We start from the raw sequence: 26,071 nt of genomic DNA, 5'->3' as shown, positions 1-26,071 counted from the left end.
GGAACTGGACTGGCTCACAGCGCTTGAACTCAAGCTTCAGTGGACGCAACGTCAGATTCATCCGTAGGTCGAATGAAGTCGCACGGCAAGTCGGCGCACGAGGAATCGATCGTGATTGCGGTTGACTAACCAACAGTTCGAATTCCCAACCAGCACCTTCGTTCGAAGGAACAGGCAGTGAACCGATCATACTCACCGGCGCACTCCGATGCGCCCGGCGATGAAGGGCATCGACGAATCGGGGATGACCTTCATCTCCATGGCTGGTCGGAACAGGATAATTTTTTTCCGCCGGATCTGACGCTCGCGCTGGCGCTGGAATGTACGACGCTTGCAGCAGCGGGGATGCTCACACTGGCCCGCGTCAGCCAGGGCGCGGCGCGTTCGCTCCAACCCAACATCCGCGGCGACCAGATACAGTGGCTGGAAGCGGGTCAATCCGAAGCCTGCGACCGGTACCTCGCGATCATGGAAGCGCTGCGGATCGCATTGAATCACAGGCTTTTTCTGGGGCTCGAAGAATACGAAAGCCATTTCGCGTTCTACACGCCAGGTGCTTCGTATCTCCAACACCGCGATCAGTTTCGCCACGACGACAGCCGCACGGTGTCGATCGTCGTCTATCTGAATGCAGACTGGCTGCCTGAGCATGGCGGTGCATTGCGACTGCATCCAGAGGGCCTGGACATGCGGGACATCGCTCCGGTTGGCAGCCGGATCGCGGTGTTTCTATCCGCCGATATGTTGCACGAAGTATTGCCCGCGACGCGCGACCGCCTGTCGCTCACCGGATGGTTCAGACGCCGCGCGTGATCTCGCTGGCTTGCATGCGTTCGCACCCGGCCAAGCCCTACGCAACCCGGAGTTTGCCGTCCCGCCGGATCGTGATATCCAGATGCACGGTCACGAAGGTGCCGGCGTGAAGGGTTTCGATTCGAATCTTGCGGCTAAAGCTAAGATACGCGGTGGAACCTGGGGAATGGAGAATTGAATTGGGCGCAACGGCGAAATCGGCTCAGAGGAACGCACGGAACGAGGTGAACAATTCGCCAGCGCCTGCGCGAAGTGTTGTTATCGGCGATGACGGTCTGGCCCGGCCTCCATGGGCAGCGGTTGATGTAATGCTGCGTGCCTACTACGACACTGAATGGGGCATGCCGGTACGAGACGAAAGAGGATTGTTTGAAAGGCTTTCGCTGGAGGCGTTCCAGTCAGGCTTGTCGTGGGCGACGATTCTCAGGAAGAGAGACGCATTTCGTGCCGCATTCTGCAACTTCGACCCCGACACAGTCGCGCGGTTCGACGAGCAGCACGTGCAGCGTCTTCTAGCCGATTCCGGCATCATACGCAATCGCGCCAAGATTCTGGCGACGATAAAAAACGCAATCGCGACGATCGAACTGCGCCAGGACGGAGGCCTCGCCAGGTTGATCTGGTCATTTCAGCCGGCGAGCACGCCTTGTCCCCGAACGATTGAAGAAGTTCCCACAGTCTCCGAGGAGTCGGCCGCACTGAGCAAGGCACTTCGTAAAAAGGGTTTTTCGTTCGTCGGTCCTACGACGATGCATGCGCTTATGGAAGCAGTAGGGATTATCGACACGCATTTGCTGGACAGCCACCGTCGTGGGAGCTCCGGGGTCTGGCAGTCCAGGTGACCGGCAAAAGCTTGCTGCCGGGCAGACGGAAATTGTCGACGGCGGGCAGATGTCTCCTTCTGTTCGTCGAACTCTGCCGGCGCGTGGGACTCATGTCGACCCACAACCCGGTCGTGATACCAAGGCTGGCCGCGATAGTAGTGATCCCAGTAAGTTCCGAATGAGAACGCCACGATCGGCAGCCCGATCTGCACGCCGTAAGTCATGATCGGCACCTCGGTACCCTGGTACGGATAGTCGAGATATCCGCCGTAGACCCAGCCGCGCAGTCCGGACGCTTCGACGTCGCACCAGCTGTAATCGGAGACGCAGCCGTACACCGTAAGCTGCGCGCCCGGCGGCACCTGCGCAGCCACCGGATAATCCCCGGACGGACCCGCATAAACGTCCACGGGCTGATTCGTATACGCCAGCGATTGAGCGAACGCCGCGCCGGACAGCGCCATCAGGCAAACGCCTCCCGCGATGGCTCGAATGACGATTTTCTTTTGCACGATTCCTCCCTGGGGCTGATGTGACCGCACCGGTGAACCAGGGCTACCGTTGCCGTCTGGCGATCAGACCAAATTTCTCCGAGCTTTCACACGACGTCTGATTGAACCGGCTGTTCCGTAATGAAGAAGAGCGCTAGCAGGCTAATCAATGAAAGGACGAGCAAATAACCGGCCGGCGCCAGAGCGCTTTCTGTCCAGGCAATCAGCAGTGTGACGAAGAGTTGGGAGAAGCCACCGAAGATGGCCACCGCGATCGCGTACACGATCGACATACCACTCGCCCGCACGGATTTCGGGAACTGCTCGGCCATCAACGTGATCTGCGGCACAGCAAAGATGACATAGATACAAACCAACACGGACATGACGCCGAGCAAGACTTCAATGCGCGGAAAGGCTCTGAGCAGCATGAACGATGGGTAGATAAGCACGGCCATCGCGAGCACGCCGATAGCGATCGCTCTCTTGCGGCCGATCCGATCACAGATTACGCCTGCGATCGGACAGGGAACCAGCATCATTAGACCTGCGAGGCAGCTTGAGAGAAGCGCCGTGGACATAGGAAAGCCCAACGAGCGTGTTGCGTAGGTGGGCATGTAGTACATCAGGACGTAGGTAGCTGACGTACCCACGGCAGCCACGCTTGATACCGCAAGAATGGTCCGCAGGTGATCCTTGACCATGCCGGTCTGCATAACCTCCGAGGACGATGGCCCCGAGCGGGCGAAGCAGGAAACCAATGCCGAAGGTTCCCACTGCGGCCAGAAGCGAGATCAATGGAACATGAGAGGGGAAATACAGCTTGCCGATGATGCTGGCAAAGAAGCTGTAGACGGTGAAGTCAAAAAACTCAAGGCCGTTACCTAGAACAACTGCAGTTATGACGCCCGAAGTGGGGGCCAGCGCATGAGGTTTCGTCGCTACCTGATTGTGGCCGTCGGCCATCGGTGGGGTTATGTGCATGCAATCTCCGTTTTCGTGATTTTCGGTCTTCCTGTCCGTGTCTCTGTTCATTTATCAAGACGGTTCTTGTACAGCTTCCCGCCTTTCATGATGAGCTCAAGCTGTTCCCCCTGTCCGAGGAGGCAATTCAGATCGCGCAGCGGATTGCCGTCGACGACAAGCATGTCGGCGATCGCACCTTCCGCAATGACTCCCAGCCATCCCTCCATGTTCAGAATTTCGGCTGCGGTCGTTGTTGCACTGGCGATGATTTCGCCGGGCGATAGAACTTCGGCGCGAATTCTGAATTCATCAGATTGCAAACGATGCGATTCACCAAGAAGGTCCGTTCCAAAACCGATCTTCACGCCGGCGTCCTTCCAGATCTGCAGTGATTCGATCCCGGCGTTCCGGACGTACCTTGCCTTTTCGACGCTTTGCGGCAACAAACCAAGACTGGCTCCTTCGCCGATCAGGGCTTCGTACGTCACCAATGTCGGTACGGCATATGCTCCGTGCTCGCGCATGACCACCGCGGCTTCCCGATCGACGAGGTTTCCGTGTTCGATCGTGCGAACACCACATTCCACTGCCCGCTTGATCGCTTTGGGCGTGTAAGCGTGCGCCATTACATACGTATGGCGCGCGGTTGCCTCGTCGACCGCAGCGCGGATCTCATCGAGTGAATATCCCAAGGCGTCGACGGGGTCGGTCGGCGATGCGACTCCGCCTGAGGCCATGATCTTGATCTGATGGGCACCCATCTGAAGCTCTTCCCGGACCGCCTTACGCACTGCATCAACGCCGTCGACTATCCGCGTAAAGCTTCCAACACGGAAGCCGTACGCGCAGAGGTCGGAAGAAGAAAGAAAGTCGGAGCGCATACGCATATCGCCGTGGCCGCCCGTCTGGCTCAGGGCATGACCCGAGACGAACAGCCGTGGCCCTTCGACCAGGCCGCTTTCGACCGCGTCAGCAAGGGCGAATTCGGCTCCAGCTGCATCACGTACGGAGGTGAAGCCCCGCTGCAGCATTCCTCGCAAGATGGGGACGGTTCGCAACGTTACGAATACGTTGGGCATGCTCACCTGCGCCGGTACATTGAAGTGACTGGCGGTGACATGCACGTGAAGGTCGATCAGACCAGGCATCAAGGTCTTGCCGGCGACGTCGATAGCAATGTCGGTGTTTATCCTAAGGGGTCGATCGGAAACTTCCCGAATGACCCCTGCCTCAACGAACACGTTGAATCCTTGCTTTAGTTCGTCGCAGCGAGGATCAAGCAATGCACAGTTTTCAAGCAGTATTCGTTCCATTTCCGCGCCTTCAGAAGCTATGATTAGCGGGCCGACCATTGACGTACATGAACTCCCATGCCGGTCTACGACCACCAGAGGCGATTCTGGCCAAGTCGAAAAATGTCCTCCAATTGATTCGCGTGATAAGCGATATAAGCGCTGTGAACTATCGTCGAATGGATCTGAATCTGCTGAAGGTATTCGATGTGCTGATGTCGGAAGGCAACGTCACGCGGGCTGCGGCGAAACTCAATATCACGCAGCCCGCAGTAAGTAACGCATTGTCCCGGCTGCGTGACGCCCTCGAGGATCCGGTTTTCGAAAAGACTTCATCGGGCATTCGTCCAACTCCGAAAGCGCTGGAGCTTTGGGAATCGTTGCGTGATCCCCTCAATGCGATCAGGAGCGCGCTAGAACCATCCGGTTTCGAACCGCTTGATTCCGCGGCCACATTTACGTTGATGTGCTCGGATTACGTCGCCGACAAAGTACTGCCGGTACTTCTGCGTCTGCACGAACAGCAAGCGCCCGGCATCACCTTGAATTGCATGCCGAACACGATTGTTAACTTGCCGCCGGCCCTCGAGCGGGGAGAGGTCGATTTTGCGATCAGCGTCTACGTTGACGAATCACAAAAACCAACCCCACTCGAGACGCGTGTCCTGTGGACCCTTGAATACGGATGCGTCCTGCGGCGAGGGCACCCACTCACGCAGGGAGTTATGACGTTGGAGCAGTTTCTGAGCGCCGCACATCTTGACGTCAGCCTTGCGGGAAAAACCCAGCCGTCTTATGACGACTTTTTGTCATCGCAGGGACTGGCGCGGAATCTGAAGGTCAGCATCAACCATTACCTGCTCGCGCCGCGTATTTTGACCACCACCGACTTTATTGCGGTCCTTCCAGTCGACATCGCGCAGGAGACCCCGTACCGCGACGAGCTTTGCGTCCTGCCTGTTCCGCTTCCGGCGCCGCAGCGGCAAGTTAAGCTGCTGTGGCACAAACGAAGCGAACAGGACCGAGCCCATCGTTGGCTGAAGCAGCAAATCATTGACCTGTTTGGCGTTTCCGGCGCGACGTCCGAGACAGAATAGAGGCCACAAACCGTTGAAGCAAAGGACGATATACCGAGTCGTCGGCGGATCGTTTGGGATGCGGGCGCCCCGATGTTTTCGCGATGCGGTCGTTCTCTCACATAACACTCAAGAAAACCAGTAACCGTTGGACGGACTCAGAGAGGCCGTCGGCGCGTGTCGGTGATCGTGTGCAATCGTCAATGCGTCAGCGTCGCGTTTTCACACAAGCTGGACCCGTTTGAGTCACTCAGAACTCGTTTCCCGCTGTCCGCTTTCGCAGCGGCATGGGACCTCCGCCGAAGACTCATCGGCCCCGCACAGCGGCACAGGGACTTTGGGAACTACGTCTACCGCTTGGCAAGGGAGTGCTGTTTCGGCAGGCTCGATGATGGCAGCCAGGCCAGTCTCCAATCTGGCATGGCGTTCGAACAAGGCGAGAAGTTCAGGGCGCAGTCCGTCGCCGCGTTGTGCTGCAAGAGCGTGAAGCGAGAGAAATGGCAACATGGTCGAACTCCAGTCGATGAAAGACAGGCGAGCGCGATGACGATGAAAGAATTGGCATCTCGGGCGCCTGCGAGGTAATTGTGGTTCGGACGCGCCGCGCGTCGTCCGCCGACCCCGGCTAGTGCGGGATCGAACGCTCAAGCTAACGCAGCAGATCGGGACAGGCACTCCGTTTCTTGCTGTTCAATTGCGATAAACGTAGAGCCACGCTTAACACACATAGTTATGCGGCTTTGTCGCCATTGACCGCTGAAGCGGTTGCCTACGAACGGCACGACATAGTGACCATAGTTACCACAAGCCGCACGGCGATTCTTCTAGTATTCAGCAAGAAACGGGGGGCCGCTGACTGCTCGCGCCAATATTGTTCAGGCAGAGAGGGGCGATCGTGCATCTCTCTTTCAACCCACAGTCAATGAGGAATTCACCATGTCGAAGGAAGATGACAACAAGGCCATCGTGGGCCGCTGGTTCACCGATTTCTGGGGCAAGACCTGCAACCTCGACATTGTCGACGAGCTTGCCGCTCCTGACATGCTTCTGCGCTACTCGCTGCACGAGCCGCGCCGTGGCCGCAAGGACATCAAGGCATTCATGACCGATTTCCGCGAAGCTTTCCCGGATCTCAACTTCTGGGGCGCCGCTGATCTCATCGCCGAGGGGGACTATGTAGTCGGTCGTTGGGAAGGTGGCGGCACACACACCGGTCCGGCATTCAGCGATTTCCTCATTGGATCGTTGCCGGGTGCGACCGGACAGAAAATGCGCTTCACTGGCACGACTGTCCTCCAGCTAAAAGATGGCAGGATCGTTGAAGAAATCGGCCTGGACGACGGCGTGACCGCTCTGCAGCAACTCGGCCTCATAAAAACAGCCTGATCAAAGGCACGCTGCGTCCGATATGTTTGGGCAACGCCACGCGCATCTAGCGCTACAACGGGCCGGGTACACCCCGGCCCGTTGTAGCGCTAGATGCCAACCACGACGGTCAACCCTGGACCAGGAACAGTCATTCGAGGCGACAGCGTCGACCGTCGCTTCACGGCCGCGCACAGCCTGGCAGCGAAATATTGAAATATTCTTGGGCACGTCGGACACCCCAGGCACAACCTTAGCTTCCAAGGTTGTGCGATATCCTGGGCAGTGATCTGAGTCGTCCACTCACGTCGACAAGATATCCTTTGACTGAATCCGCTTTACGCCCACGCGATCCATGTTTTTTCGCGCAGTCGCAAGTGAGCCGTTGAGGTCAATCGGACGCGTTGCGTCTTCGATGACGTAAGCCTCGAACCCCGCCTTGCGGGCGTCCATTGCTGTCCATGCAACGCAGAAGTCAGTCGCCAGTCCGGTCACAAACACAGTGTCGATACGCCGCTGCTTCAGGTATCCCGAGAGGCCGGTTTCTGTCTTGTGATCAGCTTCCTCAAATGCGGAATAGCTATCCATGTCCTTGTGAAAACCCTTGCGTATGATTACTTGTGCAGTCGGCAGCTTGAGGTCCTTGTCGAGCGCGGCGTCGTCGGTGCCTTGCACGCAATGGTCCGGCCACAAGACCTGTGTGCCGTACGACAACTGCACCGTCTCGAACGGCTTCTTACCGGGATGGGCGCTGGCGAACGACGCGTGTCCCGCCGTGTGCCAGTCCTGGGTAATGACAATGTTCTCGAACTTGCTAGCCAACTCGTTAATGAGTGGCACGACCTCGGCGCCGCCTTTCACCGGCAGCGTTCCGCCATCGATGAAACAATTTTGCACGTCCACGACGATCAATGCGGATTTGCTGCCGGGCTTGATGTGTTTGCCTGACGCAGCCGACGCTGCCAAAGCGCTCAGGCTTCCAAGGCCGCAAAGATGGGCCAGACCGAGTGCGGCGGCCGACTTGATCAGTGCCCTACGATGGTTTTCTCCCATGGCGAATCCCCTTTTCGGTTGAAACGACAATCATAGAGGCGCCAAATTTATTCCAGACTTCATCTTGATGCACCTGTCTCGTCAAAAGCCACCTTGCGCAACCTGATCCATTCGTCTGCCACCTCCCCCATGCCGCACGCCTACGACCAGAAGCCGAGATGCGAACCTGCAGCTTCGTCCTCGAGCAACGGGCCGACTACCTCTACGTGCCGCTGTCCTCGGACGAACACTTCACGGCATGGCAACGAGAATGTCGGATTCTCTGCGTGATCCCCAGTCAATCCAAGTAGCCGATGCTCCGAGAGCGCATACACGACTCGGCCGATGTTGCACCAATAGATCGCGCCGGCGCACATACAGCACGGTTCAGCGCTCGTATAGAGCGTGCATTTAGCGAGCTGTGCCGGCGTCAGCAGGCGTGCCGCCTTCGCTGCGGCGACGAGCTCGGCATGCTGCGTCGGGTCCCCCTCGGGAGGCATCGAGTTGTTGCCCGCCGACGCCACCAGGTTGCCGTGTTCGTCGGCCACGATGGCAGCGAATGGATGGCGTCCGTTGCGCCTCGACTCGTCCGCCAGCTCTATCGCCGCACGCAGCAGCGCCATGTCGCGCTCGCCCAGTTCTGACGGTTCGATTGCAATGTCTACGGTCATTTCGTCTGTTCCTCTTCTGTTGAGTGTTGTGTAGTTAATGTGCTTACAAGCCTGTGCCATCGGGTAGAACGGGCGAGATATCCCGCGTGTCAGCAGCGTGCTTTTCGCGGTTGAGGACGATGTTGAGTGCGATGGCGGTAATCGCGCCCAGGAAAATTCCGCTATCGAGAATGAGCTTCGCGGGACCACTAACGTGACCGAAGATGGCTGGAAACGACATCGGCAGCACGCCGACGCTGACCGACACCGCGACGATGATCGCGTTGCGCGTGCCATCGAACTTCACGCGCGAGAGTTCCTGAATACCCGCGACGGTGGTCATGCCGAACATGACGATTGCGCACCCGCCTAATACCGGACGCGGCACCGAAGCGATCAACGCGCCGAGCTTCGGAAACAACCCCATCAGGATCATGATGACGCCCGCGGACGCGACTACATAACGGCTCTTCACGTTTGAGAGTGCGATCAGGCCGGTGTTCTGCGTGAACGCGTTGTACGGGAAGCTGTTGAAGACACCACCGACCATCGTCGAAAGTCCGTCGGCACGAAACGCGTTGCCGAGTGTGCTCTGCGACGATGGGCGCCCGATGATCGTGCCGATCGCGAGTACGTTGCCGGTCGTCTCCGCCATGATGACGAGCATCGCGAGCGACATCACGAGAATGGGCGTTAGCGCGAAACCCGGCATGCCGAACGCGAACGGGGCACTTACCTCGAACCATGCTGCGTCGCCGACGTGCGCGAAGCTTGTCATCCCGCATGCGACCGCGATGATCGTGCCGACTACGAGCCCCACGAGCACGGAGAGATTGCCGATGAAGCCAGTGAAGCGCGCATAGACGAACAGGGTGACGCACACGGTCGCAAAGCCGAGCAGCAGGTTCGCGACGGAGCCGAAACTGCTCGCGCCCGGATCGCCGCCGCCGAGCCAGATTGCGGCGGCGGGCATCAACGACACGCCGATGATCGTTATCAGGCTGCCGATTACCACCGGGGGGAAGAAGCGCAACAGGCGGCTGAACACAGGCGCGATCAGAATGGTAAGCGCGCCCGCGGCGATCACCGAGCCGAACACGTAGGTGAGTCCATACTGCTTGCCAATCATGATCATCGGCGCGATTGCGATGAACGAGCAGCCCTGGATCAGCGGCAACCGCGCGCCGAACTTCCAGAACCCGATTGTCTGAATTAGCGTGGCGATTCCCGATGTCAGCAAATTGGCATTGATGAGTGTGACCATCTGTTGCTGCGTCAAGCCCAGCGCACTGCCGAGGATGAGTGGCACGGCAACCGCGCCGGCATACATCACCAGCACATGCTGTAGCCCATAACTGGCAAGCTGCCGAAGCGGAAGTATCTCGTCGACCGGATGAGTCGGACTCTGGTTGCTCATGTTGTCTCCTGGATTCGTGTCTTGCCACAGCGCCATCTACTGGCAGCGCTTCGTGTAAGCCCTACGGCCTGGCGTGTGGCTATGTGCCAGGCGGTACGCCATAATCCATCACGTCAGGAGTGCCACCAAGTGAACATCCATCGATTTTCTCAATAGATCAAAAACCCGGAAAGCTCAGATGCGTTATTCCCTCGACCAGCTCGAAATGTTCGCCCGCGTCGTGAAGACGGGTTCCTTTTCTGCTGCCGCGCGTAGTCTCGGCAAAACGCAATCGACCATAAGCATCGCGATTGCCAATCTCGAGGTCGACTGGGGGCTTACGCTATTTGACCGCGGCAGCAAGCTGCCCGTGCTCACGCCAGCGGGGCGCAAGTTGCTCAACGAGGCGGAGTTGGTGCTCGAACGCTGCCTTGACCTGGAGTCGCATGCGAACAATCTGGGCGAACTGGTCGAGCCAGGGCTCACGCTGGCGATCGAAGTGCCGTACAACATACTGATGCCAGCCATCATGGATTTCGCCACCCAGTTCGCTGACGTCGATCTCGACATCCGCCACCCCTTCCAAGGTGACGTGAGCGAATTACTGCTGAAAGGCGAAGTGGACCTTGGCATTGCATTCGCGCAGCCCGCCTATCCGCGCGACCTGGGTTTCTCGCAAATGGGCAAGCTCATTCTTGCGCATGTTGCGCGCCGCGATCATCCCCTCGCCCAGCAGAAAAGTGTGAGCTTCGCGGAACTACGTTCGCATCGGCGCCTCGTGTTCAGCGCACACAACAACACATTGCCGAGTACCGAATATCTGGATTCAGCGCGCTGCTGGCAGGCGGAGAACTATCTTGCGCTGCTGGAAATGACGCGGGCGGGGTTGGGTTGGACGACGCTGCCCCGGCAGTTAATCCGCCGCGAATTGGACGAGGGAGAATTAGTCGAGCTGCAACTCGCCGCCTATCCGCACACAGACTGGCTGGTCGGCGTCGACCTTATCTGGTCGAAGACGCGCGTGCTCGGTAAAGCGGGTGCGTGGCTGAAGCAACGGCTGCAGTCGCACAAGGTGCATGAACTCGACCGGAACGGTAACTCAACCACGCTGTAGCCGGCATCGCCCACCAGGGGGGCGCGTTGGCGTTCTTTTATGCGGAGACGGACATATTTCGCCACTCACGATGGACAACGTTCTTCGTCGTTTCACTCAGAACGCTCCTGGCCAATTCTGGGGTGCTTCGCACTTGACGGTGGTCGCATTAGCCTTTTCAACCGTTAGATTAACGGACCGTGCGCCGTGCGGCCGCGTGCGATGACGCATGCCTGCAGGCACAGTGAGCAACTGGCCGGACATGAGATCGATCGATCCATCGTCGAAATCTACGGTGAGCGCGCCTTCGATGACCAGGAATGTTTCGTCCGAATCGGGATGCAGGTGCCAGAAATATGGCCCGTCCATGATGCTCAAATGAACATCGTGGTCGTTCACACTGGTCAGAATCTGATTCGAGTAGCCTCGAAGCGTGCCACCAGCGATCGCACCAACATCGATCGGTTGCATCATGTCGTTGCCGCGAAGCGACCCTTATCCGTGCCCTGTCACGAACTTTTTCGTCGCGTGATAGCCGTGTTTTGTTGCCCCGGCAACGGCATGACCGGCCTTCTTCGTACCGTGGCCGACCGCGTGTGCGGCGTCGCGCACAGCATGCCCGGTCTTCTTGCCTGCCGTCTTGACATCGCTCTTGAACTCGTGGGCACCAGTAGCCAGGCTCGCATGCGCCAGCGGGCTGAGAACGGCCAGTACGAACACAACGATCGAAATTCTCGTCTTCTTCATCAACTTGATTTTTCCAATAAAGATATGAGCAGCGGTCGCCGTGAGGATATCCATCCCATTGATGGCGACCGCTGTGATGGGCTGAAAGCGACTCCTTCTGCGGCGAGTTGACCCTGGGTGTCTCCATTGTTGGTCTCTACGCGGCCTTTGACCATCAACGAATAATCGTTGCCATCTTTGCGAAACGGCCAACCAGACGCAGCGCGTTTAAAGTTGAAGTTGACGCAGTCATGGTTGAGCAGGTCCTCCGGTATCAGCGGTGTCCCGCGGCGGGCCAGATAATCTGGCGAAGCGACGATAACCTTGTGTGTCTCGGCCAGTTTGCGTGCCGTCAAGGGACTGTCGGGAAGCGGCCCTAACCGCAAAGCAACGTCGGCCTGGCCTGCGGCAATGTCCACGACGGCGTCGGTCAGATTGATGTCAACGAGTATGCCGGGATGCCTTTGAATGAAGTCGCCGAGGAGCGGCACGAGGAATGTTTTTCCATGCAGGATCGAACCGCTTACCCGAAGGCGCCCTCGTGGCGAACTCTGGTCCGTGATCAGTTGTTCGGTCTAGTATTGCGTAAAACAGCGTAATCGGCAATTTTCCGTCACTGCCCAGAGCCCGATCTGTTAGCGAAGGAGCCCATCGCCCGGTTCGGTCAGGCACAGCAAGCACCCCAAGCTTTCGCCGACGCGGTCATCACGGTGCGTGAGTGGTCTGTACTGGAAAATCGCACGTCTGGCAGACTCAAACAGCGCTAGCCGCTTTGCTCGAACCGGAAACCCTGTGAACACCTGCTGTCGTTCGCCGGCGCAGGAATGTCGATTCAGCCCTGCCTCGAACGTCGAGTAGGTAAGCGATCAGCCTGCGTATCGGGCACTCAACGAGACATCCAGCAAAGGAGAAATCACCATGACCCCTCCACTGACCCCCGTTATCACTGCCTTTGAACGGTCGCCCGATCGCGGCAAGGGACTGGCGCGTGACATGCGGGTTCGCTGGGCGCTTGAAGAGGCGGGCCAAGCTTACGAGGTTCGTTTTGTTTCGTTCGGGGCAATGAAGGAACCCGCGCATCGAGCGCTTCATCCTTTTGGGCAGATTCCGACCTATGAAGAAGGCGGTCTTGCCCTGTTCGAGTCGGGCGCGATCGTGTTCCATATCGCGGAGCGCCATGGAGGCCTGCTACCTGACGATGCGAATGCCCGGGCACGCGCGATCACATGGATGTTTGCCGCGCTCAACACGGTTGAGCCGCCGATCCTCGATCTCCAAACCACCAGGTTCCTGGAGCGCGACAAGACCTGGTACGAGCAGCGCTTGCCTATCGTCGAGGATCGCATCCGTGACCGGCTGGGCGAGCTTTCCGGTCGCCTTGGCAACGCCGACTGGCTCGATGGCGCGTTCAGCGCGGGCGACCTGATGATGGTGGCAGTGCTACTCAGGTTGAAAGCATCGGGTCTGCTGGACGAATATCCGAACCTCTCCGCCTATGTCGCCCGCGGCGAAGCGCGGCCCGCCTACAAGCGCGCATTCGACGCTCAATTGGCGGTTTTCACGGGCAAGCCAACGACCGGCTGATGAAGGTCAACTCTGGGCTCAACGCCGTCATTGGGGTTCGACACGGCCTGCGCGGATACTTCGCGTCTATTGCACCGTGGACACGCATTTCCACCGCACGTCGATCCCTGCGAACTTGAACGCCGGCTATCAAGAAGGCCGTTCTGACCCTCTGCTGTCTGGTGCTGGCCGCCGCTCGATGGACGGGTTAGGCGCCATGCCCGAGCTCTTGAGCGAGCCCGATAAGGATTCCTTCGGGGCCACGGATATAGCAGAGCCGATACGTGTTTTCGTACTGGACCACTTGTCCGACGAGTTCCGCGCCGCGGTTACCGAGACGGGCGAGCGTATCGTCGATGTCCTCCACGGCAAACATGACGCGTAGGTAACCAAGTGCGTTCACCGGGGTGCGACGATGATCGGCGACCACAGGCGGCGCAAGGAATCGGGACAGCTCAAGCCGGCTGTGACCGTCCGGCGTACGCATCATGGCAATTTCGACGCGCATGCCGTGCAATCCAGTGACGCCATCTGCCCAGTGGCCTTCGATTGGGGCGCGTCCCTCGAGCTCAAGGCCAAGTTCGACAAAAAACTCAATGGCGGCATCGATGTCTTCAACCACGATGCCGACGTTGTCCATACGCTTCACTGTCATGATGTCTCCTTGGCGCCTGGCTGAAGCGCATACATCTTTCGTCTGCGTTGCTGGTTCGCCGCCTACGCATGTGCGAGTCAAGGCTTCGCAAGCCAGGACCAACACGGCTACGCACAGCGTGTCTAGGGCGACCCGAGCATATACGCGCTAACCATCCCCACAAGCTCCCGCTTCAGGATCGGCTTTCTCAACGTCCCTCTGTACGCTGCATCATGAATCACACCCGCAACGGCAGACGCAAGAACTTGCGCAGCCATTGCGACGGATTCCCGCCCGCGTCGTTTCCCCGTTGACACAACCATCGCCGTATAGCATCCGAGATACTCCGTCTCGAACGTGTCGTGAGCGGAGCTCAAACCTTCGACGTAGGGTGCCTCCTCGAGCAGCACGTGATGGAGCGCCGGATTGATGCTATGGACGCCGATCATGCCGTCGACCAGTTGCTCGACTCGCCGTGCGAGAGTCATCGTCTCGTCGCCGATTCCGCGTAATACCGCGAGAATTTCGTCGAAGTGGCGGCCCATGATCGCCTCCACCAACACGTCCTTGTTTGGAAAGTATTGGTACAAAGAGCCAATGCTCACGCCGGCGACTTCAGCGACCTCATTCGTTGTGAATCGAGCCCAGCCCCGGCGCCCCAAAACCTGAGCGCCTGCCATAAGAATCGCCTCGACCGTAGCGCGCGAACGCGCTTGCCGTGGGGCTTTGCGCATCGTTAACGCGCGCGTGGGAATGCGAGTAGCCAAATCACTGCCCTCAAGTGAATATGAGCCCCATGCTCACATTATTCGACGCACTTGACAATGAATTGCACGCCCATCTCGCGAGGACGCCCAGATGACCGCCATACCTGACACCTGTCGCGAAGTTCGATTGAAGGTCAGACCCGAGGGCCTGCCCAGCGCCGGCAACGTCGAGATCGTTTCGGTTCCGTTGCCGATACCCGTGGACGGCGAGGTGCTGGTCCGCAATCGCTACTTCCTCGTATCGGCTTCACTTCGCATGATGATCAGCAATGGAGCCGAGGATGTGGAAGGCGTACCGTTTTCGGCCCTGCGCGAGGGCGAGACCCTCGCAGGAGAAGCGCTGGGCGAAGTCGTTTCAGCGCCCGCAGGCAGCGGGTTCTCGCCTGGTGATCTGGTTCTGCATTTCCGGGGCTGGCGCGAATACGCGACCGTGCCCATCGCACAATGCCGGCCGGTAGAGCCTGGATTGCCGGACCCGATCGGGTACCTGGGGCATGGATGGACGGCTTATGCAGCGCTCACGCGCGGTGTGCAGATCCGGGCTGGCGACACGGTATTCGTTTCCAGTGCTGCGGGCGCGATCGGTTCAATGGCCGGACAGATCGCGCGATTGCTCGGTGCGCACCGCGTGATCGGCAGTACCAGCTCCGAAGAAAAGGCAGCCCGCCTTGTGTCCGAGTTGGGGTATGACGCAGGGGTGTTCCGCGGTGCCATACGGATGGTCGAGCAACTTGCCGAAGTCGCGCCCCAAGGCATCGATGTCGTCATCGATAACGTCGGAGGCGAACAGTTGCAGGCAGCCATTTCCAACGCACGTGTCGGCGCCCGTGTCGTGATTCTCGGCGCGTTGTCGGGGCAATTGGCGACTCACGGCTCCGGCCGAACCGCGCCGGTCGAGTTGGATTCGATCCAGCTTCTTCGGAAGAAGATTACGTTGCGCGGTTACAGCGCGGACGATGATCCTCACGTGCATGCTGAGTGGATCAATCGATTCGCCGAGTGGCTAGGAGCCGGCAGCATTCGTTTTCCGCACGAAATCATCGTAGGACTCGAATGTGCGCCTCAGGCCCTGGAGCGAGTGATCAAGGGGGAATATTTTGGGGCGGTGGTCGTGAAGCCTCACGCTTGAGCGCGCGATCGTTTCACCCTCCCGGCAGCGCGGAAATTGGCGGACGTAGTGCGCCGTATTGAGTGCGCCAGACTCCAGAGTCGTGTCCCCTACAGAAAACAATCAATAAGGTGATGAGGGAATGATGAAAAAGATAATAACCATTGTCAGCGTCGCTGCGATCCTCTCAGCGTGCAGCAGCCTTGCTCCCCGAGGCGCCACGGCGGGCCCCGATATGTCGAAGTTCGATCCTCAATTCGTGAAAGAGCATCTCATCGTCGGTAAAACTACGACAGCGGAGGTTCGTCAGATTTATGGCGAGCCACCCAGTCCAAGTGTCGATTCAGACGGCGGCGAAAGCTGGAACTATCGACCCTCAGACGTTGAAAACAAAGGTATGCGTCAGGCGCTGGGTCTCCTGGCAAATCATATTTCCCTTGGAACAGTGTCGACTTACGAAAATGCTTTGGACACGAAGAGTCGCGCAATCGATGCAGTCGCGCCAACGCAAAAATATGCAGGGCTTAGTATTCATTTCAGAAAAGGTGTTATCTCAAGCTACAACCTTTCCAGATAGCGGAGACCTTAAGGGACCCAACCGCATTGCAAAGCGCCGTGCACATTCGGGCCCGAACGCCACGCTGCCAGTACGCTTCTAGCTCGCGGCAGCCTCAGCGTCTTTTTCGATCAACACCTGATTGACCACATCCAGGAAAGCCTGCACGAGCCGCGCGGCCTTGCGCTCGGCGAGGCAGGCGACATGCGCGTGAGTCAACACCTGCTCGCCCTGGATCGTCAGCTTGCGCAGTCGGGAGTCGTCGACATGCTCGCGTTCCGACACCGCCGCTATTCCGAGCCCAAATATGACCGCTTCGCGCACGGCCTCCCGGCTACCCACCTCCAGCGCAAAGTTTGGCTCGATGTCGTGCTGGCGTAGTGCGTCTTCCAGCGCCTTGCGGGTGGTGGAGCCCGGCTCGCGCATGATCATGGGCTCGTCACGAAGTTCTTCCAGACGGACGCTGCGCCGGCGCGCCAGCCGATGCTTCGCTGGCACGATGATGACCAGTGGGTGCTGACGATAGGGCACGTAGTGAAGCAAAGGGTTGGCGCCGTATTGCGCCAGCACGGCGACGTCCGTTTCATACGACAACAGGCCGCGTACGGTTTCCTCTGAGTTGCCGAGCCGGATCGATACGCGCAATCCCGGGTAGCGAAGATGAAACGCCGCGACGATTTCCATTGCATGTAGTGGCCCGACCGCGCCCACGTGGATGATTCCGGTACTGAGGCCCGCCGATTCCTTCAGAAAGTCGATTGCCTCCTGTTCGTTGCCGAACATCCGCTGGGCAATGGCGAACAGGGTTTCCCCGGCTGCGGTCAGGATGATCCGACGGCCGCGGCGGTGAAACAGCTCCACCCCGTAGCTTTCCTCCAGATCCCGCACCTGCGTTGTGACAGTCGGCTGACTGACGTGCAGCGCCCGCGCGGCGGCCGTGACACTGCCGTGCTTGCCGACGGCGTAAAACGAGCGCAATTGAGTCAGTCGCATAGATTGGTTGAATACATCGACAGAAATATTTGTATTTTTACTATACATCGATATTTCCCATAATTCATCCGTAACGACAGTCCACAAAACGAGGGGAGACGATGAACGGTGTCTTTTGGAATCCTGTAGAGGTGAATTTCGGTCCCGGCTGTATCGCTCGGCTACCTGAGATTCTCAATGGCCGCCGCGCCGTTGTCGTCACGTTCGCGGAGGCGGCGCAGATCGGTCTCGTGCAGCGTGTGAGCGAGTTGTGCGGCGACAGCGTGGTCGCGGTAATCGACGACGTACAGCCGAACCCGGACGTCACCCACCTCGCCGGGATGTATCGCGATTTCTGGCGAAAGCACGAGGATTGCCCGGTCGTGGTCGCGATCGGCGGCGGCAGTGTGCTCGACACGGCGAAAGCGCTGATGGTCGGAACACAAAGCAATGAGTTTGACGAACTACTGGCCTTGCTCGATACGGGCAAGCCGTTCACACCGCCGCGTGTGAAGTCGCTGATCACGGTGCCGACTACCGCAGGCACCGGCAGCGAAGTGACACCGTGGGCGACGATCTGGGACCGCACGATCAAGCAGCGCAAGTATTCGCTGCAGCTCCCGCAGACGTGGCCGGAGGCCGCGATCGTCGATCCGGATCTCACGCTGTCGCTGCCGCACTCGGTCACGGTGCAGAGCGGTCTCGATGCGCTTTCGCACGCGCTCGAAGCCATTTGGAACGTCAATTCGAACCCGATTTCCGATGAATTCGCCGTGTCTGCTGCGCGCGACATGCTAGCCACGTTGCCGGCGCTCGTCGGGAATCTGCAGGACCGGAAGCTACGCGAACAGGCTTCGCTCGCAGCGCTCAAAGCCGGGCTTGCGTTCTCCAATACGAAGACCGCACTGGCCCATTCCATTTCGTATGAAATGACGATCCATCACGGTCTGCCGCATGGCATCGCATGTTCGTTCACGCTGCCCATGGTGCTGGATCTCGCGCTTGGAAAAAGCGCTGCGCGCGACGCCGTGCTCGCGAAAGTCTTTCCGTGCCCACTGGCCGATGCGCGGGACTATCTGACCGATTTCCTCGAAGCGTTGGGTGTGCAAACATCGTTCTCGAGTTACGGCGTCAGTGTTGAGGAGTCGGACAGGATGATTGCGCACGCACTCAGTGGGCCGCGCGGACGCAATTTCATCGCCGCAGCGGCCTGAAGTTTTCGCAGCAGCGCGCCAAGGGGATCAGCACCACGCGATGGTGATAGAGGAGGAAAAGAAGCATCCGGTTCGCACCGGCGTATCTTGCAGCACAACAAAAGCCGCATGAACGGCAAGTGCCGAGGCAGCGGACGTCACACGACGTCACGGGCCCGGCAACTATCAGGAGACAAGCAATGGAAGCAGTGGATATTGCAGGAGGCACGGCAGTCAACGTCGACGCCAGGTCTGTGAAGTCGGTTGCCCTCGCCAGTCTGATCGGCACGACGGTCGAATGGTATGACTTTTTCCTCTACGGCACGATCACCGGACTCGTATTCGACAAGCTTTTCTTTCCGACGGGGAACGCTTTCGTTTCCACCATGCTGGCCTATACGGTGTATGCGGTCGGCTTTGTCACCCGGCCGCTCGGTGGTGTGATCTTCGGCCATTTCGGCGACCGGTTCGGACGCAAGCCATTGCTGGTGCTCACGCTTTCCATCATGGGCGTGTCCACGTTCCTGATCGGGATACTGCCGACTTATGCGTCGATCGGCATCTGGGCGCCGGCCTGTTTGCTCTTGTTGCGGCTGCTGCAGGGTATTGGGCTGGGCGGCGAGTGGGGCGGTGCGGTGCTGATGGCGTTCGAGTATGCGCCTCGCAAACACCGCGGCCTGTACGCGTCATATCCGCAGATCGGACTCGCAATCGGTCTGTGCCTGAGCAGCGGCGCGGTAGCTGCACTGACGACCTGGTTGACGCCCGAGGCATTCCTGCAGTGGGGCTGGCGGGCCGCCTTCATGGCCAGCATCCTGCTCGTTGCCGTGGGCATGTTTATCCGGTTGCGCATCGTCGAGACGCCCGCGTTCACGAAGATTCGCGACACGCATGCGGTCGCGAAAGTACCGGCGCGCGAGGTATTCACCGATTACCGCAAGAACGTGTTCCTGGGTTGGGGTGCGCGCTATATCGACGGTGTGATTTTCAACGTGTATGCGGTGTTCGCGCTGAGCTACCTGATCGGCATCCATCACTATGCGAAGTCGGCGATCCTCGTGGCCGTGACGCTTGCCGCACTGGTGCTGATGTTCATGATTCCGGTCGCGTCGCGCCTGTCGGACCGGATTGGCCGCCGCAAGGTGTTCGGCTGGGGTGCGCTGGCCTGCGGCCTGAGCGCGTGGCCGGCCTTTGCGGTCTTTCATTACTCGACCAGTCTCGCTGCCGTGACCGCCACCATCGTGATCGTGCTCGGTGTGATCTACGCGTTCGTCTACGGGCCCGAAGCCGCGATGTTTTGCGAACTGTTCGATACGCGGGTGCGCTATAGCGGCATCTCCATCGTGTACCAGGTATCGGGCATTGTCTCCAGCTCGATCACACCGCTCGTCGCAACGGCGCTGCTGCACTACGGCAATTTGCAGCCGTGGTGGATTGCCCTCTATATCGCGTGTGTTGGGTTGCTCAGCTCGGTTTGTACGTACTTCATCCGGCGCACGTTCTGAACATCTGACCTCCAGGGGAGCATGATATGAATCCAGTTTCAACCATAGCCGTCAATGGCCGAAGCTATCGCTTGCCGCATCGGCCGACGGTGATCGTCTGTGTCGACGGTTGCGAATACGACTATCTGAACCGGGCGGCAGAAGCGGGCGCCACGCCGTTCCTGCGCGAGCTGCTCGAAAACGGCACGGCGCTGCACGCGAAATGCGTGATGCCATCTTTCACCAACCCGAATAACCTCTCGATCGTGTGCGGCGCACCGCCGGCCGTGCACGGCATCTGCGGTAACTATTTCTACGATCGTGATGCCGACGAAGGCCGTGGCCGCGAAGTGCTGATGAACGATCCGCGCTATTTGCGGGCCGGCACCCTGCTGGCCGCCGCCGCAGAAGCGGGCTCCCGCGTCGCTGTGGTCACCGCGAAAGACAAGTTGCGTGCGCTGCTTGGTCACGGTCTACGCGGGATCTGCTTGTCCGCGGAAAAGGCGAACGAGGCCACCGTCGAGGCGAATGGCATCGATCAGGTGCTGGAGCGCGTCGGCAAGCCGCTGCCCGAGGTGTACAGCGCGGACCTCTCCGAATTCGTCTTCGCGACCGGCGTGTGGCTGCTCGAAAACGATCGCGTGGATCTGATGTATCTGTCGACGACCGACTACGTCCAGCACAAGTTTGCTCCGGGCACCGACGGCGCGAACGCGTTTTACGCGATGATGGACCGGTATCTGTTGCGCCTGCACGAACTGGGAGCCGTAATTGGCATCACCGCGGATCACGGGATGAACGCCAAACACGACCCGAAGACGGGCGAGCCGAACATCATCTATCTGCAGGACCTGCTCGATGACTGGCTCGGGCGCGGCGTCGAAGAGGGCGGTGTGCGCGTGATCCTGCCGATCACGGATCCGTATGTCCGCCACCACGGAGCGCTCGGCTCGTACGCGACGGTGTATCTGCCGGCCAATGACGACGGCGTTGAGTTGCGTAGGCGGCTGGCCGGATTGCCGCATATCGAGGCGGTGTTGACCCGCGAAGAAGCGTGCGCACGCTTCGAATTACCACCCGACCGTGTGGGCGATCTCGTCGTCATCAGTGACAAATCCTATGTGCTCGGCAGCAGCGCCGCGGCGCACGATCTTTCGGGGCTGACCGTGCCGTTGCGCTCGCACGGCGGCTTGTCGGAGCAGACCGTGCCCTTGCTGTTCAACCGCGCGCTTGCCGGGTCGCTCGAAGGCCGGACTTTGAGGAATTTCGACGTATTCGATATCGCGTTGAACGAACTTCAGGAACAACCTGCCGTTGCATCGCGTCCGGAGCAGCACGCATGAACCCTATCGATCTGAAACCGCCGCAGTTCCGCGAAGAGGCGCTGCGCATCGACGGTAAAAAGCTGACGCGCGACCGCGTGATCGAAGTAACCAATCCCTACACCGGGGACGTGGTGGGCACCGTGCCGAAGGCGTCGGTCGGCGACGTGCGCCTCGCCTACGAGGTCGCACTCCGATACCGGCCGACGCTGTCGCGCTTCGAGCGCGCATCGATCCTCAACCGCGCTGCGGAACTGCTGCGTAGCCGGACTGAAGAAGCGGCCGCGCTCATTACGCTCGAATCGGGTCTGTGCCTGAAAGACTCGCGCTATGAGATCGGGCGCGTGGCCGATGTGTTCAATTTCTCCGCGAACGAGGCGTTGCGTGACGACGGGCAGGTGTTCTCGTGCGACCTCACGCCCCACGGAAAGAAGCGCCGCGTGATCACGCAGCGTGAACCGCTTCTCGGTGTCATTACGGCGATCACACCGTTCAATCACCCGATGAACCAGGTGGCGCACAAGATCGCGCCGGCAATCGCCACCAACAACCGCACCGTGTTGAAGCCGTCCGAAAAGGTGCCGCTATCCGCGTACTACCTGGCGGATCTGCTATATGAAGCCGGGTTGCCGCCGCCGATGCTGCAGGTCGTGACAGGCGATCCGGCAGAGATTGCCGACGAGCTGATCACGAACTCGAACGTCGCGCTGGTGACGTTCACGGGCGGCGTTGCCATCGGCAAATACATCGCCGAGCGGGCCGGCTATCGGCGCGTGGTGCTCGAGCTTGGCGGCAACGATCCGCTGATCGTGATGGACGACGCCGATCTCGACCGCGCTTCTGATCTTGCAGTGCTCGGTTCGTACAAAAACTCCGGGCAACGCTGCACAGCGATCAAACGGATTCTGGTGCAACGGACGGTGGCTGATCGCTTCACCGAACTGGTGGTCGAGAAGACCCGGGCGTGGAAGTGCGGAGACCCGAGTGATGCCAATAACGACATGGGGACGGTTATCGACGAAGCGGCCGCCGCACTGTTCGAAGCGCGGGTGAATCAGGCCGTCGCGCAGGGTGCACGCCTGTTGGTCGGCAACGAGCGCCAAGGCGCGCTCTTTCCGCCGACAGTGCTGGATCGCGTCACGCCCGCGATGGAACTCGTTGCGCAGGAGACGTTCGGTCCGGTCTCGCCGATCATTGCATTCAACGATCTCGACGACGCCATCCGGATCGCCAACGGCACAGCGTATGGTCTGTCTTCGGGCGTCTGCACGGACAGTCTCGAGAATGTCACGCGGTTCGCGAATGAGCTCAATGTGGGCACGGTCAACGTTTGGGAGGTGCCTGGCTACCGCATCGAGTTGACGCCGTTTGGCGGCATAAAAGATTCGGGGCTGGGCCATAAGGAGGGCGTCCAGGAAGCGATGAAGAGCTTCACGAACGTGAAGACTTTTACGTTGCCATGGGGCTGAAGCCGGGGAGAGCGCGATGCCAGGCAACATCGAACTAATCTCGAGATTACTGTTTGCCGCGATGCTGGGCGGTGTCATCGGTTTCGAACGGGAGCGGTTTGCATTTCCGGCCGGGCTGCGCACGCATATGTTGGTGTGCGTGGCGTCCTCGCTAGTGATGATCGTCTCGGCGTTCGGTTTCGAGGACACCCGCTCGATGCCGAATGTCGCGCTCGATCCATCGCGTGTAGCGGCACAAGTCGTGTCGGGAATCGGGTTTCTCGGCGCTGGCGCAATCCTGCTGCGCGGTGAGGTAGTGCGAGGGCTGACAACAGCGGCGAGTGTCTGGGCCGTCGCGGGCATCGGCCTCGCGGCAGGTGGTGGACTTTACGTGCTGGCGCTGGCCGCAACGGCGATCATTTTGACGACACTCACGTGGGTCAAACCTGTCGCACGCCAATTGCGTACGAAGGGGCGACTGCGTCGGGAGCTACGGCTCCTGGTCGATCGAGGGGCGATCACGCTGCCGGTGCTGTGCCGCGTGTTCGGTGACGACGGGCCGCGTATCAGACAGATCAGCGTAAGCGCCGACGATGACAACGAGCAGCATGAACAGATCACGATTTCGCTGTCGCGAATGTCAACCGACGAGTTTGTTGCCTATCGCAACATGCTCTGCGAGTTGATCGGCGTGCGTGAGGTCGAGGAGATTGAAGTGCATTGACGGGAAGTGGCCCATTGCGGAGACAGGAGCGCGCAGCGGGCGGCCCGATGCTTACGCAGCGATCAGGTGTTGGCCACGTAGCGAACCTCATGTCCTGGTATGTGGCGCTCCTTCTCAGAGTTTGCGTGCCCGGTCGTCGAGGTCTACGCTTTCCGCATAAGTTGGGGGCGCGCGCTCCCCACGATGTGCGAATGCGCCAGAGCGCTTCGGAAGGAGGCACGATCATGCGTCCGCTATCTGCGTTCAGGGCCCCCCTGATTCTTCTCCTCGCTGCTTTATGTTCCTGCCTCGCCAGTTGTGGAGGCAGCACGAACAGCCAGGGCGCGGTTTCCGGTGGCCAACCTGACCCCGGTATCGCGCTGACGCAGGTCCGCTTCATAACGCCGCCAATGGGCTGGAATTCGTGGAATACCTTCGCCTGCAAGGACACCGAAGCCATTATCAAATCGGTGGCCGATGCGATCGCCTCGAACGGCATGGCGGCGGCCGGCTATCAGTACGTGACGGTTGACGATTGCTGGGTCGGTGGGCGAAACCCAACTACTGGCCAGCTATACCCGAACGCCACGACGTTTCCCGACGGCATGCAGGCACTCGCGGCTTACGTGCACAGCAAGGGCCTGAAATTCGGCCTTTACACCTCCGGTGGCACTAACACCTGCGCCGGTATCGCGCACGGCACGCGGCCGCCTTCGTATCCGCCTGGCGTCGGCGCGGGCAGCCTCGGTCATGAAAGCGTCGATGCCCAGACGTTCGCTAATTGGGGCGTCGATTACGTCAAGCTGGACTACTGTGGCGGCAGCCTTACCGCATTCCCCGCGATGCGCGCGGGAATCGCGGCGACAGGGCGTCCCATGTTCCTGAGTATCAACCCGTATAGCGCCAATCCGACTCTACCGACCAACTTCGCGTCTGACGGAACGCTTTACGTCCCTGCCTATGCGGACATGTCCCGCATCTCGCAAGACATCTCCGCCAAGTTCACTTCGGTCACGTCGATTATCGACACCAGTGCGGCGGACGCAGCATGGGCCGTGCCCGGCTATTTCAATGACATGGACATGCTGGAAGTTGGCAACGGCATGACTGCGGACCAGGACACAGCCCACTTCGTCATGTGGGCGATGATGTCGAGCGGATTGAATGCTGGCAACGACGTACGCAGCCAAAGCGCCGCGACCCAAGCATTGCTCACGAATACAGCAGTGATTTCGGTCAATCAGGACGCGCTTGCGTTGCAGGCTGTGCTGGACACGGCCGACAGTTCCGGCTCGCTGCAGGTATGGACCAAACCGTTGTCGACAATAGGCACGCGTGCGGTCGCACTGCTCAATCGAGGCACGACGGCGGCGCCGATCACCGTTAACTTTTCGAATCTTGGGCTCGGTGGTTCAGTGCAGGCAACCAACCTCGTGACCGGTGCGAATCTGGGGACGGTGGCGCAAAGCCTGACCCAGACAGTACCGCCAACAGGTGTTGTCCTGGTCAAGCTGACAGGCACTGACCCGGTTGCGGCCAACGGCGCACTCGCGGTCCAGAGCTGGATCTGGTCAGCGGTCCAGTCAGGCACGGTCGGGGTCAAAGTCTTTCCGGGCGGCTCGCCATTGCCGACTGGCGCCTCCGCGGCCGGAGCGATTGTTGTGCATGGCAAGAACTATATCGATGGCATGACGGTCAACGCGCCGGCACAACTTGTCTACCGTTTGAACGGACACTGCTCGACGTTTCAGAGCGACATAGGACTCGATGCGGCCGCTCAAGGCGCCGGATCGGTCGATTATCAGGTGTGGGCCGATAACATCGAACTCTACGATAGCGGGATCGTTACCAGCACGACGCCAATCAAGACGGTGCAGGTCAGTATTGCTGGACGTAATACGCTACGGCTGGTTGTGACCGATGGACAGGATGGCGTGACGAATGACATTGCGGATTGGGCGAATCCATCGCTTGTCTGTTCGTGAGACTTTTTGCTGCGCATGGTACGCGACTGAAACCGTGTCTTCATTTCAGGGAATACTAGCGATTACAATGGTCATGCTGTCGAAGACCCCCTGCTTTGCATCTCATCCAATCATGTAGTCGCTACATGATTCAATTGTGATCGCATAAAACGAGACCGGAATTCAATGCAAAAAGAACCAATGAATCCATCGGAGCGTATCGACCAGATGATCGCGGGAATCACAGACTGGCGTGGCAAAACGTTCGCCAGCGTCCGCAAGAGCATCCTTGAGGCCGACCCGGAGATCATCGAGGAGTGGAAGTGGATGGGCAGCCCGGTGTGGTCTCGCGACGGAATGATCGCGGTCGCCAATGCCCACAAGGGGAAAGTGAAGCTGACCTTTGCCCACGGCGCGGGCCTCGCGGATCCTGACAAACTCTTCAATGCCGGGCTCGAAGGCAACGCGAGACGAGCGATCGATTTTTTCGAGGGTGACAAGGTTAACGAGCGTGCTCTGAAAAATCTCGTCCGTGCGGCGATTGACTACAACCAGAAAAATTTAAAGAAGAATGCGTCTGCGAGTACGCGAGCGAAAGTCGCCGCGAAAGCACCCAAAAGCCAAAAGGCATGA

At 59.4% G+C, this 26,071-nt stretch carries 26 protein-coding genes and 2 pseudogenes; 15 read left to right on the top strand and 13 right to left on the bottom strand.

Annotation, left to right across the window (positions count from 1 at the left end):
- Positions 1-177 precede the first annotated feature (177 nt).
- Together PQQ52_RS06275 and PQQ52_RS06270 are read left to right on the top strand one after the other, a co-directional pair.
- A complete protein-coding gene (locus tag PQQ52_RS06275; protein ID WP_408207980.1) occupies positions 178-813 on the top strand; it encodes a 2OG-Fe(II) oxygenase in 636 nt (211 codons plus the stop codon).
- A 308-nt stretch (positions 814-1,121) separates the two neighbouring features.
- Positions 1,122-1,655 (top strand): DNA-3-methyladenine glycosylase I, encoded by a 534-nt coding sequence (locus tag PQQ52_RS06270; protein ID WP_408208626.1) that lies wholly within the window; start codon positions 1,122-1,124, stop codon positions 1,653-1,655.
- Between the two features lie 248 nt (positions 1,656-1,903).
- Here the strand turns inward: PQQ52_RS06270 and PQQ52_RS06265 are convergent.
- The 4 genes and pseudogenes from PQQ52_RS06265 to PQQ52_RS06250 form a co-directional block, all read right to left on the bottom strand.
- Positions 1,904-2,101: pseudogene (locus PQQ52_RS06265) on the bottom strand (SH3 domain-containing protein); the annotation flags it as partial.
- A gap of 134 nt (positions 2,102-2,235) precedes the next feature.
- Entirely contained in the window at positions 2,236-2,832 is a 597-nt protein-coding gene (locus PQQ52_RS06260) for an MFS transporter (RefSeq protein ID WP_408207978.1), read from the bottom strand.
- Positions 2,825-3,094 (bottom strand): annotated as a pseudogene (locus tag PQQ52_RS06255) (MFS transporter); the annotation flags it as partial. The pseudogene PQQ52_RS06255 and the gene PQQ52_RS06260, both read right to left, overlap by 8 nt.
- Before the next feature lie 65 nt (positions 3,095-3,159).
- Complete coding sequence (locus tag PQQ52_RS06250) at positions 3,160-4,407, bottom strand: metal-dependent hydrolase family protein (RefSeq protein WP_408207975.1); 1,248 nt, start codon at positions 4,405-4,407, stop codon at positions 3,160-3,162.
- A 158-nt stretch (positions 4,408-4,565) separates the two neighbouring features.
- Between PQQ52_RS06250 and PQQ52_RS06245 the strand changes: the two genes are divergently transcribed.
- Complete coding sequence (locus PQQ52_RS06245; protein ID WP_408207972.1) at positions 4,566-5,483, top strand: LysR family transcriptional regulator; 918 nt, start codon at positions 4,566-4,568, stop codon at positions 5,481-5,483.
- Positions 5,484-6,398: 915 nt separating this feature from the next.
- The gene (locus PQQ52_RS06240; protein WP_408207969.1) at positions 6,399-6,848 is read left to right on the top strand and encodes an ester cyclase; all 450 of its coding nucleotides are present in this window, start codon (positions 6,399-6,401) and stop codon (positions 6,846-6,848) included.
- 282 nt (positions 6,849-7,130) lie between these two features.
- Here PQQ52_RS06240 and PQQ52_RS06235 read toward each other — a convergent pair whose 3' ends face one another.
- From PQQ52_RS06235 to PQQ52_RS06225, 3 genes are all read right to left on the bottom strand, one after another.
- Positions 7,131-7,880 carry a nicotinamidase gene (locus tag PQQ52_RS06235; protein WP_408208623.1) on the bottom strand — a complete coding sequence of 250 codons (750 nt, stop codon included), beginning with the start codon at positions 7,878-7,880 and terminating at the stop codon, positions 7,131-7,133.
- Positions 7,881-8,020: 140 nt separating this feature from the next.
- Entirely contained in the window at positions 8,021-8,530 is a 510-nt protein-coding gene (locus tag PQQ52_RS06230) for a nucleoside deaminase (protein WP_408207966.1), read from the bottom strand.
- Positions 8,531-8,573: 43 nt separating this feature from the next.
- A complete protein-coding gene (locus tag PQQ52_RS06225; RefSeq protein WP_408207963.1) occupies positions 8,574-9,926 on the bottom strand; it encodes a nucleobase:cation symporter-2 family protein in 1,353 nt (450 codons plus the stop codon).
- A 178-nt stretch (positions 9,927-10,104) separates the two neighbouring features.
- On the opposite strand from PQQ52_RS06225, the gene PQQ52_RS06220 reads away from it, so the two are divergent.
- Positions 10,105-11,019, top strand: a complete 915-nt coding sequence (locus PQQ52_RS06220; RefSeq protein WP_408207961.1) for a LysR family transcriptional regulator — start codon at positions 10,105-10,107, stop codon at positions 11,017-11,019.
- A 96-nt stretch (positions 11,020-11,115) separates the two neighbouring features.
- Here the strand turns inward: PQQ52_RS06220 and PQQ52_RS06215 are convergent, their stop codons facing one another.
- From PQQ52_RS06215 to PQQ52_RS06205, 3 genes are read right to left on the bottom strand one after another with little or no spacing between them, the layout of a single operon-like run.
- Positions 11,116-11,472 carry a cupin domain-containing protein gene (locus tag PQQ52_RS06215; protein WP_408207958.1) on the bottom strand — a complete coding sequence of 119 codons (357 nt, stop codon included), beginning with the start codon at positions 11,470-11,472 and terminating at the stop codon, positions 11,116-11,118.
- 21 nt (positions 11,473-11,493) lie between these two features.
- Complete coding sequence (locus tag PQQ52_RS06210; protein ID WP_408208620.1) at positions 11,494-11,745, bottom strand: hypothetical protein; 252 nt, start codon at positions 11,743-11,745, stop codon at positions 11,494-11,496.
- Entirely contained in the window at positions 11,745-12,287 is a 543-nt protein-coding gene (locus PQQ52_RS06205) for a LysR substrate-binding domain-containing protein (RefSeq protein ID WP_408208617.1), read from the bottom strand. The genes PQQ52_RS06210 and PQQ52_RS06205 overlap by 1 nt, the downstream gene beginning before the upstream one ends.
- Positions 12,288-12,642: 355 nt before the next feature.
- Between PQQ52_RS06205 and PQQ52_RS06200 the strand changes: the two genes are divergently transcribed.
- The gene (locus PQQ52_RS06200; protein WP_408207955.1) at positions 12,643-13,308 is read left to right on the top strand and encodes a glutathione S-transferase family protein; all 666 of its coding nucleotides are present in this window, start codon (positions 12,643-12,645) and stop codon (positions 13,306-13,308) included.
- A 187-nt stretch (positions 13,309-13,495) separates the two neighbouring features.
- On the opposite strand, the gene PQQ52_RS06195 is transcribed toward PQQ52_RS06200, so the two are convergent.
- Positions 13,496-13,942 (bottom strand): VOC family protein, encoded by a 447-nt coding sequence (locus tag PQQ52_RS06195; protein ID WP_408207953.1) that lies wholly within the window; start codon positions 13,940-13,942, stop codon positions 13,496-13,498.
- A gap of 122 nt (positions 13,943-14,064) precedes the next feature.
- A complete protein-coding gene (locus tag PQQ52_RS06190; RefSeq protein ID WP_408207950.1) occupies positions 14,065-14,601 on the bottom strand; it encodes a TetR/AcrR family transcriptional regulator in 537 nt (178 codons plus the stop codon).
- A gap of 178 nt (positions 14,602-14,779) precedes the next feature.
- On the opposite strand from PQQ52_RS06190, the gene PQQ52_RS06185 reads away from it, so the two are divergent.
- Entirely contained in the window at positions 14,780-15,817 is a 1,038-nt protein-coding gene (locus tag PQQ52_RS06185; protein WP_408207947.1) for an MDR family NADP-dependent oxidoreductase, read from the top strand.
- Positions 15,818-15,938: 121 nt separating this feature from the next.
- Complete coding sequence (locus tag PQQ52_RS06180) at positions 15,939-16,373, top strand: hypothetical protein (protein ID WP_408207944.1); 435 nt, start codon at positions 15,939-15,941, stop codon at positions 16,371-16,373.
- Positions 16,374-16,451: 78 nt separating this feature from the next.
- Here the strand turns inward: PQQ52_RS06180 and PQQ52_RS06175 are convergent, their stop codons facing one another.
- Complete coding sequence (locus tag PQQ52_RS06175) at positions 16,452-17,330, bottom strand: LysR substrate-binding domain-containing protein (protein WP_408207942.1); 879 nt, start codon at positions 17,328-17,330, stop codon at positions 16,452-16,454.
- Between the two features lie 116 nt (positions 17,331-17,446).
- On the opposite strand from PQQ52_RS06175, the gene psrA reads away from it, so the two are divergent.
- The 7 genes from psrA (at position 17,447) to PQQ52_RS06140 (ending at position 26,071) form a co-directional block, all read left to right on the top strand.
- Complete coding sequence (gene psrA, locus PQQ52_RS06170) at positions 17,447-18,538, top strand: iron-containing alcohol dehydrogenase PsrA (protein ID WP_408207940.1); 1,092 nt, start codon at positions 17,447-17,449, stop codon at positions 18,536-18,538.
- A gap of 179 nt (positions 18,539-18,717) precedes the next feature.
- Positions 18,718-20,022, top strand: a complete 1,305-nt coding sequence (locus tag PQQ52_RS06165; RefSeq protein ID WP_408207937.1) for an MFS transporter — start codon at positions 18,718-18,720, stop codon at positions 20,020-20,022.
- Between the two features lie 26 nt (positions 20,023-20,048).
- Positions 20,049-21,344, top strand: coding sequence for a phosphonoacetate hydrolase (gene phnA, locus PQQ52_RS06160; protein ID WP_408207934.1), 1,296 nt, complete (start codon positions 20,049-20,051; stop codon positions 21,342-21,344).
- The gene (gene phnY / locus PQQ52_RS06155; protein WP_408207931.1) at positions 21,341-22,792 is read left to right on the top strand and encodes a phosphonoacetaldehyde dehydrogenase; all 1,452 of its coding nucleotides are present in this window, start codon (positions 21,341-21,343) and stop codon (positions 22,790-22,792) included. Before phnA ends, phnY begins: the two co-directional genes overlap by 4 nt.
- A 16-nt stretch (positions 22,793-22,808) precedes the next feature.
- The gene (locus tag PQQ52_RS06150; protein WP_408207929.1) at positions 22,809-23,495 is read left to right on the top strand and encodes an MgtC/SapB family protein; all 687 of its coding nucleotides are present in this window, start codon (positions 22,809-22,811) and stop codon (positions 23,493-23,495) included.
- A 224-nt stretch (positions 23,496-23,719) separates the two neighbouring features.
- On the top strand, positions 23,720-25,459 hold the full coding sequence (locus PQQ52_RS06145; protein ID WP_408207926.1) for an NPCBM/NEW2 domain-containing protein: 1,740 nt from the start codon (positions 23,720-23,722) through the stop codon (positions 25,457-25,459).
- Between the two features lie 180 nt (positions 25,460-25,639).
- On the top strand, positions 25,640-26,071 hold the full coding sequence (locus tag PQQ52_RS06140) for a DUF1801 domain-containing protein (RefSeq protein ID WP_408208614.1): 432 nt from the start codon (positions 25,640-25,642) through the stop codon (positions 26,069-26,071).

This window comes from Paraburkholderia sediminicola (assembly GCF_046030555.1).
GTDB lineage: Bacteria > Pseudomonadota > Gammaproteobacteria > Burkholderiales > Burkholderiaceae > Paraburkholderia > Paraburkholderia sediminicola_E.
Note: the sequence above shows the minus strand (reverse complement) of the source record. Positions and strands in the feature narration are given on the sequence as shown.

Excerpts from the sequence above, each read along its gene's own strand:
- PQQ52_RS06270 (WP_408208626.1), top strand. The coding sequence starts at position 1,122 with ATGCTGCGTGCCTACTACGACACTGAATGGGGCATGCCGGTACGAGAC.
- PQQ52_RS06260 (WP_408207978.1), bottom strand. The coding sequence starts at position 2,832 with ATGGTCAAGGATCACCTGCGGACCATTCTTGCGGTATCAAGCGTGGCT.
- PQQ52_RS06250 (WP_408207975.1), bottom strand. The coding sequence starts at position 4,407 with ATGGAACGAATACTGCTTGAAAACTGTGCATTGCTTGATCCTCGCTGC.
- PQQ52_RS06245 (WP_408207972.1), top strand. The coding sequence starts at position 4,566 with ATGGATCTGAATCTGCTGAAGGTATTCGATGTGCTGATGTCGGAAGGC.
- PQQ52_RS06240 (WP_408207969.1), top strand. The coding sequence starts at position 6,399 with ATGTCGAAGGAAGATGACAACAAGGCCATCGTGGGCCGCTGGTTCACC.
- PQQ52_RS06235 (WP_408208623.1), bottom strand. The coding sequence starts at position 7,880 with ATGGGAGAAAACCATCGTAGGGCACTGATCAAGTCGGCCGCCGCACTC.
- PQQ52_RS06230 (WP_408207966.1), bottom strand. The coding sequence starts at position 8,530 with ATGACCGTAGACATTGCAATCGAACCGTCAGAACTGGGCGAGCGCGAC.
- PQQ52_RS06225 (WP_408207963.1), bottom strand. The coding sequence starts at position 9,926 with ATGAGCAACCAGAGTCCGACTCATCCGGTCGACGAGATACTTCCGCTT.
- PQQ52_RS06220 (WP_408207961.1), top strand. The coding sequence starts at position 10,105 with ATGCGTTATTCCCTCGACCAGCTCGAAATGTTCGCCCGCGTCGTGAAG.
- PQQ52_RS06215 (WP_408207958.1), bottom strand. The coding sequence starts at position 11,472 with ATGATGCAACCGATCGATGTTGGTGCGATCGCTGGTGGCACGCTTCGA.
- PQQ52_RS06210 (WP_408208620.1), bottom strand. The coding sequence starts at position 11,745 with ATGAAGAAGACGAGAATTTCGATCGTTGTGTTCGTACTGGCCGTTCTC.
- PQQ52_RS06200 (WP_408207955.1), top strand. The coding sequence starts at position 12,643 with ATGACCCCTCCACTGACCCCCGTTATCACTGCCTTTGAACGGTCGCCC.
- PQQ52_RS06195 (WP_408207953.1), bottom strand. The coding sequence starts at position 13,942 with ATGACAGTGAAGCGTATGGACAACGTCGGCATCGTGGTTGAAGACATC.
- PQQ52_RS06190 (WP_408207950.1), bottom strand. The coding sequence starts at position 14,601 with ATGGCAGGCGCTCAGGTTTTGGGGCGCCGGGGCTGGGCTCGATTCACA.
- PQQ52_RS06185 (WP_408207947.1), top strand. The coding sequence starts at position 14,780 with ATGACCGCCATACCTGACACCTGTCGCGAAGTTCGATTGAAGGTCAGA.
- PQQ52_RS06180 (WP_408207944.1), top strand. The coding sequence starts at position 15,939 with ATGATGAAAAAGATAATAACCATTGTCAGCGTCGCTGCGATCCTCTCA.
- psrA (WP_408207940.1), top strand. The coding sequence starts at position 17,447 with ATGAACGGTGTCTTTTGGAATCCTGTAGAGGTGAATTTCGGTCCCGGC.
- PQQ52_RS06165 (WP_408207937.1), top strand. The coding sequence starts at position 18,718 with ATGGAAGCAGTGGATATTGCAGGAGGCACGGCAGTCAACGTCGACGCC.
- phnA (WP_408207934.1), top strand. The coding sequence starts at position 20,049 with ATGAATCCAGTTTCAACCATAGCCGTCAATGGCCGAAGCTATCGCTTG.
- phnY (WP_408207931.1), top strand. The coding sequence starts at position 21,341 with ATGAACCCTATCGATCTGAAACCGCCGCAGTTCCGCGAAGAGGCGCTG.
- PQQ52_RS06150 (WP_408207929.1), top strand. The coding sequence starts at position 22,809 with ATGCCAGGCAACATCGAACTAATCTCGAGATTACTGTTTGCCGCGATG.
- PQQ52_RS06145 (WP_408207926.1), top strand. The coding sequence starts at position 23,720 with ATGCGTCCGCTATCTGCGTTCAGGGCCCCCCTGATTCTTCTCCTCGCT.
- PQQ52_RS06140 (WP_408208614.1), top strand. The coding sequence starts at position 25,640 with ATGAATCCATCGGAGCGTATCGACCAGATGATCGCGGGAATCACAGAC.